The following is a 9,114-nucleotide window of genomic DNA, read 5'->3' as shown; positions in this document are numbered from 1 at the left end:
CCCCCCCCCCCCCACCCCCCCCCCCCCCCCCCCCCCCCCCCGCCACCGTGCCCCTGGGGCAGCCGGTGGTGCCCGCTCAGGCCGACCCAGGTGCAGTCCAGGCCACACCGCTGGGAGCAGAAGGCGCTCCGGCGGAGTCGTCGGCCCCTGCCGAGCAGGCGCGGACCTCCGGGACGGGCCCGGCACACGAGCAGGAAGGCGTCGGCGGATCCGCGGGCCGGGCCGATGCCTCCGGTGCCCAAGCCGCGCCCGCACAGCCGACGGACGGCGGGCCGGCCGACCAGGCACCGGACACGCCGTCTTCCCCCGCGGAGAACACCCCCGCACAAGACCCGGCGCCGCAGGCCGCCCCGGCTGAGCCGTCCGATGCCGGAACCCAGGCATCGGACGCACCGGCACCGGCTCCCGCCGCCCCGGCGGCAGCCTCGCAACCGGAGCAGCCAGCCGCCGCCGTCCTGCCGGAAACGCCCGCTCCGGCACAGACCGTCCCCGACCAGGCGGGAGCGGACGCCGCCGAGGGCCAAACCGCCGAGGCCCGGCCCGCCGACGCGGCGGACGCCCACGACACGGACCCGGCCGGTACCGAACCAGTCGGTGCCGAAGCGGTCGCCGCGCAGGCGGAGGAGGCACCTGTGGAGGAAACCGGCAGCGTTCCGGAGGGAGCGGAGACAACGGAAGAAGACGAGGAGCCCGGCGAGCCCGCGCCCGCGTACGACGACGCGTCCCGCGAGGCCGTGCACCGTGTCATGCGGGAACGCCGCGACGTGCGCACGGGCTTCCGCTCCGACCCGGTGCCCGACGAGGTCCTCATCCGCGTCCTGGAGGCCGCGCACCACGCGCCGAGTGTCGGGTACTCGCAGCCGTGGGACTTCGTCGTGATCCGCTCGGAGGAGACCCGCGCCGGCGTCCACGAGTTGGCCGCCCGCCAGCGCGAGGCGTACGCCTCGTCCCTGCCGAAGGCCCGCGCGAAGCAGTTCCTCGGGATCAAGACCGAGGCGATCCTGGAGACGCCCGTCAACATCGTCGTGACGGTCGACTCGACGCGCGGCGGACGCCACACTCTGGGCCGCCACACGCAGCCGCAGATGGGCCCGTACTCCAGCGCCCTCGCGGTCGAGAACCTCTGGCTCGCGGCGCGCGCGGAGGGGTTGGGCGTCGGCTGGGTCAGCTTCTTCGACGAGCGCGAACTCAGTACGGTCCTGGGCCTGCCCGAACACCTGGAGATCGTGGCGTACCTCTGCGTGGGCTATGTCGACGCGTTCCCGGACGAACCCGAGCTCGAACAGGCCGGGTGGGCCAAACAGCGGCCGCTGTCGTGGGTCGTGCACGAGGAGGAATACGGTCGCCGCGGCCTGCCCGGCGAGGACCCGGTGCGCCTTCTCGACGAGACGATCCGCGCGGTGCGCCCGCTCGACGCCAAGGCGCTCAGCGCGGCGTGGAGCCGCCACAAGGTGATGACCAAGCCGGCCGGTTCGCTCGGCGTCCTGGAGATGATCTCCGCGCAACTGGCCGGGCTGGCACGTGTGTGTCCGCCGCCGGTGCCCGAGCCCGCCGCGGTCGCGGTCTTCGCGGCCGACCACGGCGTGCACGCGCAGGGCGTGTCGCCGTGGCCGCAGGAGGTCACCGCGCAGATGGTGCACAACTTCCTCGCGGGAGGCGCGGTGGTCAACGCGTTCGCCCGCCAGGTGGGTGTCGAGGTGTGTGTGGTCGACGTCGGTGTCGCCGCCGAACTCCCGGTCGCCACAGGCCTGTTGCCGCGCAAGGTGCGTCCAGGCACGGCCGACATGACGCAGGGGCCGGCGATGTCGCGCGAGGAGGTCATGCGTGCCATAGAGGTCGGCATCGAGACCGCCCGCGACCTGGTCACCGCGGGCAACCGCTGCCTGCTGACCGGCGACATGGGCATCGCGAACACCACCGCGTCGGCGGCGCTGATCGCGGTGTTCACCGGCTCGGACGTCGCCGAGGTCACCGGCCGCGGAACCGGCATCGACGACCACATGCACGACCACAAGGTGCAGGTGATCCGGGCCGCGCTCGCCCGGCACTCTCCGGACCCGGACGACCCGATCGGCGTCCTCGCGGCGGTCGGCGGGCTGGAGCACGCGGCGCTCGCGGGCTTCATCCTCGGCGCCGCGGCACTGCGCACCCCCGTCATCCTCGACGGTGTCATCGCCGGCGCCGCCGCGCTGGTCGCGCACCGCATCGCGCCCGACGCCCTCGCGGCGTGCGTGGCAGGCCACCGATCGGCGGAGCCAGGGCACGCGGCCGCCCTGGCGAAGCTGGGCCTGCGTCCGCTGGTCGAGCTGGAGCTGCGCCTCGGCGAGGGCACGGGGGCCGTGCTGGCGCTGCCCCTGGTGCAGAGCGCGGCCCGCGTGATGCACGATGTGGCCACGTTCGACTCCGCCGGAGTCAGCGGCAAGACGGGCTGAACCGGGCGGGACCACGCGGAAACCGTCCGGGCCGGGGCAGGGAGCACCATCCCCGTCCCGGCCCGGACGCACCCGCGCGAACCGCCGCGCGCACGTGTTCGGGCATACTCCCGTGCGCGGACGGCATGCCCCACGGGCCCGCACCCCGGGCCCCGACGAAAAGTGAGAAAGAGCGCCATGTCCCCGAAGTACGACGACGTCCCCGCCTACCCCGCAGGCCTCCGCCTCGCAGGGCGCAAGGTCGTCATGGTGGGGGCCGGCACGGTCGCCCGCCGCAGACTGCCCGGGCTCGTCGACGCGAAGGCCGATGTGCTGGTCGTCGCACCGGCCGCGACCCCGTCCGTCGAGGCGATGGCCGACGACGGCGAGCTGCGCTGGGAGCGCCGCGGCTACCGGGCGAACGATCTGGACGGCGCGTGGTACGTGATCGCCGCGACCGACGACCCCGAGGTCAACGCGGCCGTCGAAGCCGATGCCGAGGCGCGCCGAATCTTCTGCGTACGCTCCGACGACGCCTCGCACGCCAGCGCCTGGACACCGGCGAGCGGGCGGCACGACGGACTCCAGATCGCGGTGCTCGCGGGCGGCGACCCGCGCCGGGCCGCGGCCGTGCGCGACCGCGTCCTGGAGGAGATGCGCGAAGGCGGGCTCGGTGCGGCGCACTCCCGTGGCAAGAGGACGGGTGTCGCCCTCGTCGGCGGCGGCCCCGGCGACCCGGACCTCATCACGGTGCGCGGCCGGCGCCTGCTCGCCGAGGCCGACGTCGTCATCACCGACCGACTCGGTCCGCGCGCCCTGCTCGACGAGCTCTCGTCGGACGTCGAGGTCATCGACGCCGCCAAGATTCCGTACGGCCGGGCGATGGCGCAGGAGGCCATCAACAACGAGATCGTCAAGCACGCGTCGGCCGGCAAGTTCGTCGTGCGCCTCAAGGGCGGCGACAACTACGTGTTCGGGCGCGGCTTCGAAGAGGCCATCGCGTGCGCGGAGGCCGGCATCCCGGTCGAGGTCGTCCCCGGCATCACAAGCGCGATCTCGGTGCCCGCGACCGCGGGCATCCCGGTCACGCACCGCGGCGTCGCCCACGAGTTCACCGTCGTCTCGGGCCACGTGGCGCCCGACAACCCGCAGTCGCTCGTCGACTGGCCCGCGCTCGCCCGCCTGCGCGGCACGCTGGTGCTGCTCATGGCGATGGAACGCCTCGGCGCCATCGCGGACACCCTGATCGAGCACGGCCGCGACGCCGCGACGCCGGTGGCGGTCATCCAGGAGGGCACGATGGCGACGCAGCGCACGCTGCGGACGACGCTGGCCCAGGCCGCCGCCGACGTGCAGGCCGAGGGCATGAGGCCGCCCGCGATCGTCATCGTCGGCGACGTCGTGGCGGTCGCCGACGAGATCGCCCGGTGACGGGTGCGGTGACAGCGACGCCGCCGACGCTTCCGCCGCCGGTCCCGCCGTCCGTGGGGACGCCGGGGCCCGACGGTGCCCGGGCACCGGGCAGCGCCCCGGGGAGGCCGGGATGACCTTGCGCGTCATCCGCGTCGACGACCCGCGCGACCCGCGCCTGACGGACTACACCGACCTGACGGACGTCGACCTGCGCCGCCGCCGGGAGCCCGCCGAAGGCCTCTTCATGGCCGAAGGCGAAAAGGTCATCCGCCGCTCCCTGCACGCCGGTTACCCGTTGCGCTCGATGCTGCTGACCGAACGCTGGCTGGACGCCATGGCCGACGTCATCGGGCACGCCGAAGGACCGGTGTACGTCGCCGCGCCCGAAACCGTCGAACAGGTCACCGGCTACCACGTGCACCGCGGCGCGCTCGCCTCGATGCAACGCAAACCGCTGCCGCCGGTCGCCGAACTCCTCGCCGGCGCCCAACGCGTGGCGATCCTTGAGGCGGTCAACGACCACACCAACATCGGCGCGATCTTCCGCGGCGCCGCCGCACTCGGCATGGACGCGGTCCTGCTCTCGCCGGACTGCGCCGACCCGCTCTACCGCCGCGCGGTCAAGGTGTCGATGGGCGCGGTCTTCTCCGTGCCGTACGCGCGCCTCGCCCCGTGGCCGCAGGCCCTCACCGCCGTGCGCGACGCCGGGCTGACACTGCTGGCGATGACGCCCGCGGACCGTGCCGTCCCGCTCCACGAACTGCCGCGCACCGCGGTGGAACGCTGCGCGGTCATGCTCGGCGCGGAAGGCCCCGGGCTCACCCGCAAGGCACTCGACGCCGCGGACGAACTCGTGCGCATCCCCATGTCGCACGGCGTCGACTCCCTCAATGTGGGTGCCGCGGCGGCCGTCGCGTTCTACGCCGTCGGCCACGGCCGCCCCGACGCCTGACGCGATTTCCGCGTTTGAGCCGCCGGAACCCGTCCGCGGCCGTCTGCGCGCCCGGCCCCGCACGGGCGCGGTCGCGGGTGGCGCACCGCCTCGGCCTCATCTTCCGGGGGCCCGCCAAAGGACACGGCGCGTCGGTGTAGCTTGATGGCGTCGTAATCGGTTCCGTTCCTCCCGGGAGTTCCACCTGAGGGCCCGTCATGTCCGTTGTGCGGCAAGCCTCCCGCCGCAACAGCCAATTGCCGCACGGATTTTCGGCACCTTTGGCGTCCACGGGGCGGTGTGTCGGCGCACGCGTCACCCGAACGGCTGTATCTTCGGGCGGTCGAGTTTTCGACCGCACCGGTTTCGGAGCGTCCCATCGGTATGCGCCCGGCCGTCGCGGCAAGTCCCTGTTGGTGAGCCCGTTTTCACCCACAGAGGGGTTGTTCCGGCATTCGGGATACGCGAAGCGGTTTTTCCGCCAAGATAGGGCGCCGTACGAGGGGACATCCGGCGCGCAGGGAACGCTCCGAACTCCGGTCCGGTGCGCGCCGATTGGCTCATGGCCAAGGGGCAACGGCGTCCGCGGTTTCCGGACCAGGTATGGGAAGTGAGGCACAACGGCTTCATGAAGATCATGGGTGTACCCCTGGCCTGGGCCGTCGTCGGCCTGGTCCAATTCGTGCTGTTGGTCGCGCTGGTGGCGTACCTCCTTCGCGCGAAGCGCGAGTCGGCGGCGGCGACGGCCGCCCTCGACGACAGTTGGGAGCGGGACCAAGAGCGAAGGCGGCGCAAGGAGTTGTGGTACGGCATCGCGTCGTACACGCTTCTGTTCTGCTGCGCCGCCGTCGCCGCGGCCCTGTCGTTCCGCGGCCTGATGGGCTTCGGGCGGGAAAACCTCGGGCTGAGCGGCGGCTGGGAATACCTCGTGCCGCTGGGCCTCGACGGTGCGGCGATGTTCTGCTCCGTCCTGGCGGTCCGCGAGGCGAGCCACGGCGACGCGGCGCTCGGATCCCGTATCCTCGTCTGGACGTTCGCCGGCGCGTCCGCGTGGTTCAACTGGCTGCACGCCCCGCGCGGTGTCGGACACGACGGCGCCCCGCAGTTCTTCGCGGGCATGTCGCTCGCGGCCGCGGTGCTGTTCGACCGTGCGCTGAAGCAGACGCGCGTCGCTGCTCTGCGTGAACAGGGTTTGGTGCCGCGGCCGTTGCCGCAGATTCGTATCGTGCGGTGGCTGCGTGCGCCGCGTGAGACGTACGCGGCGTGGTCGCTCATGCTGCTCGAAGGCGTGCGTACGCTCGACGAAGCGGTCGAGGAGGTCCGTGAGGACCGCCGCACCAAGCAGGAGACGCGGGAGCTCCGTCGGCTCCAGAGCAAGCGCGAGCGGGCGCAACTGAAGGCCATCAGCCGCGGCGAGAGCCGCCATTGGGGCCGTTCCGGCCCGCGCCAGGAGATCGCGGCGTTGCCAGGAGGTGGGGGCTCCGAAGCAGTTTCGGAGCCGGCCATAGATGAAAGCTCTGCCGGCCACACCACCAACTCCCTCGACAGCGGCGACACTTCGAGCCGTCCTGCCCTTCCCTCGACGACCGAGGGAGCCGCCGGAGGCGGACAGGACGTCATCGACCTGACCGCCGAGGACGACACGATGACCCTCCCGCGTCTCGACTCGCTCGAACGCAAACTGAAGGACCTGGAACGCCAGTTCGGCTGACCCGGCGCACCGGGACGAATCCGGCCGGACCACGAACCACCCGGACCACCAGGCGACTTCCCCAGAAGGGCGCCCCTCTCGCATCACGAGAGGGGCGCCCTTCACGGTTGTGTGCCCGGGCAGGGGCCGCCGGACGACGCACAAGCACGCAGCCGTCGGTGACGAGGGGTGCTCGCTCGGGTCACGGCGGTGGTCGGGACCGGCTGACCGCAACCCACGTGCCGACGCCGGCGCGGTGCGATTCGGTGGCCCCGGCCCGTCGCAGGCTGCCGTCGGCAGGAAAGCCGCTCCACGGCCCCGCACCCGGCTCGCAGGGAAGGCGAATTCGTGGTCGGTCCGTCCGAGACGCCACGAGCGCGCCGAGCACGCCGCACGAGCCCCGAGAGATGCGCCGACGGCCCCTGGGCCGTGTCTTCGAACTCCCACCGGGGCCGCACGCCGGGCCCGGCGGCCCTCCCAGGCCCGGCACCGCACCTCGCGGCGTTGCCGATTTCTCAAGTACGACCGAGTACGAGTTCGGAACCGGCGCCCCCGATGCACGGCACGACGGAGGGCCGTCCAGGCCCGGCGCGACGCGGCCCACCCGACGCGACGTCGAAGACACGACCTGGCGCTGACCTAGCGCTGACCTAGCGCAGGCTGCCGTCGGTCCGGACGTCGTACCGGGTCACCACGTCGGGCTGGCCGGGGACCGTGACCGTGCGCAGGATCGCGCCCGGTTCGACGGACCAGCGCGTCGACGTCGCGCGGGGGTCGGCCTGCACGGCCTTGACCCCGAGCGCCACCGGCGTCCCCGCGTCGAAGCGGAACAGTTCGACGAACTGCGTCGCGGCGCTGCCGTCCAGCGGTGTGCGCGTCAGGATGACCACCGCGGCCGGCTCGCCGGCGAACGTCGCGGGGACGGTCGCGCTGAGGTCCACGCGGTCCGCGCCCACCGTGGCCGTGCCGCCGATGAGGGTGACGGACGCACCCCCGGCCGTCGGGTCGGCGTACGTGCGGTTCGCCCAGTCGGCCACCGGGGCCGCCGCCGCCGCGGTGAGCGCCCCGGGCCCGTCTTCGACGACCTGGTGGGCCGGGTCGCTCGACCTGGCCGGACGGTCGTCACCGCCCTGGAACGCCGCGATGGCGAGGGCGACGACCGCCGTCACGATCACGAACACGATCGCCTGGTGGAGAAGCACGCGCCGGCGCTGCCTCGCCGACGGCCGGGCGCCGCCGCCGTTCGTCGAGCCGCCGCGCGACCGCGGCCCCGGGCCCGCCGCAGACCGCGATTTGCCGGGCGGACGGCCGCCCGTGCGGTTGCGTCCGGTGTCCGATCCCGACGCGGGGGCCGCTGCCGCCTCCGAGGCGCCGGGGGAGTCGCTCAGCAGCCCTGCCGCAGCCGCCAGACCCGCGACGCCGGCGGCTTTCGCAGCCGAACGCGCCGGGGACGCCGCGGCGGTGCCGTGCGATCCCGAGCGGTGGGGGCCCGGGGAACCGGAACCGCCGTGGTCGCCACCGGAAGCGGAGCCCGGCCCGCCGGACTTCGCCCCGCCCGCACGTACCCCGCCCGACCGGGACCCGGCCTCGCCCGTCGCCTCAAGCTGACGCCGCGCCAACACGGCCAACCGGTCGCGGACTTCCTCCGCGCTCGGGCGCATCAGCGGATCCTTCGCCAGGCAGGCCGAGATGAGCGGGACCGCCGGATCGGGCACCCCTTCGAGATCGGGCTCCTCGTGCACGACCCGGTACAACAGCACATCGACCGGGCCGGAGCCGAAAGGCGAACTCCCGCGCCCCGCATAGCCGAGCGTGACCCCGAGGGCGAAAACGTCCGTGGCCGGCGTCACCGGCTGGCCGCGCACCTGTTCGGGTGCGAGGAACCCCGGCGACCCCACCGCCGTGCCGGTGTGGGTGAGCGTCCCGGCGCCGTCGGCGTACGCGATGCCGAAGTCGATGATCTGCGGCCCGTCGGGTGACAGCAGGATGTTCGACGGCTTGACGTCCCGGTGCACCACGCCGGCCGCGTGCACCGACACCAGGCCGTCCGCGACCGCCGAGCCGACGCGCGCGAGGTCGAGGCATCCCAAAGGCCCGCGTTCGCCGACCCGCCGTTGCAGTGAGGGGCCGGGCACGTACGCGGTGGCCAGCCACGGCCGCGCGGCCTCCGGGTCGGCGTCGACCAGGGGAGCTGTGCGGTTGCCGCGCACCCGTGCGGCCGCGGCGACTTCGCGCGCGAACCGGGAGCGGAACTCGGGGTTGTTGGCCAACTCCGGCCGGATCAGTTTGAGTGCGACCTTGTTGCCGTGCCGGTCGGTGCCGAGGTAGACCACGCCCATGCCGCCGGCGCCCAAGCGGCGCAGCAGACGGTACGACCCGACGACGCGCGGGTCCTGCCGCCGCAGCCGCACCATCGTCATCGGGGGAGTTCTCCTCGCACGTGGTCGTTCCCGCCTGCGCGGACCGTCGATTGGGGCAGCCGAGCGGAGACGATCGGCCGTCTGGCACACACGGTAGAGGAATGTCCGTGCTTCCAGCGGTAACAACGCCCCGGAGCGAGCCGCGCAAAACCGGGTGACATCGTACGGCCGGACCGCCACCCTGGACGCGGTTCGGCGCTCAGCCGTCCTCGGCCCGCGCTGCGCGTCCGGGCCAAACCACAGTCGGTC

General features: G+C 73.5%; 5 protein-coding genes. 4 read left to right on the top strand and 1 reads right to left on the bottom strand.

Annotated features, from left to right (window positions below; genetic code table 11):
* The 4 genes from cobT to ACRX5W_RS12610 form a co-directional block, all read left to right on the top strand.
* A partial coding sequence (cobT, locus tag ACRX5W_RS12625; RefSeq protein ID WP_436788157.1) for a nicotinate-nucleotide--dimethylbenzimidazole phosphoribosyltransferase occupies positions 1-2,432 on the top strand: 2,432 nt, incomplete at its 5' end.
* Between the two features lie 177 nt (positions 2,433-2,609).
* Positions 2,610-3,842, top strand: a complete 1,233-nt coding sequence (gene cobA, locus ACRX5W_RS12620; protein WP_436788156.1) for a uroporphyrinogen-III C-methyltransferase — start codon at positions 2,610-2,612, stop codon at positions 3,840-3,842.
* Positions 3,843-3,954: 112 nt separating this feature from the next.
* Entirely contained in the window at positions 3,955-4,776 is an 822-nt protein-coding gene (locus ACRX5W_RS12615; protein ID WP_436788155.1) for a TrmH family RNA methyltransferase, read from the top strand.
* Positions 4,777-5,392: 616 nt separating this feature from the next.
* A complete protein-coding gene (locus tag ACRX5W_RS12610; protein WP_436788331.1) occupies positions 5,393-6,466 on the top strand; it encodes a DUF2637 domain-containing protein in 1,074 nt (357 codons plus the stop codon).
* A gap of 629 nt (positions 6,467-7,095) precedes the next feature.
* Here the strand turns inward: ACRX5W_RS12610 and ACRX5W_RS12605 are convergent.
* Positions 7,096-8,865, bottom strand: a complete 1,770-nt coding sequence (locus ACRX5W_RS12605) for a serine/threonine-protein kinase (protein WP_436788154.1) — start codon at positions 8,863-8,865, stop codon at positions 7,096-7,098.
* Positions 8,866-9,114 lie beyond the last annotated feature (249 nt).

Origin of the sequence: Yinghuangia sp. YIM S10712, from assembly GCF_051388935.1 — a bacterium.
GTDB lineage: Bacteria > Actinomycetota > Actinomycetes > Streptomycetales > Streptomycetaceae > Yinghuangia.
This window is presented reverse-complemented; position numbering and strand designations above follow the sequence as displayed.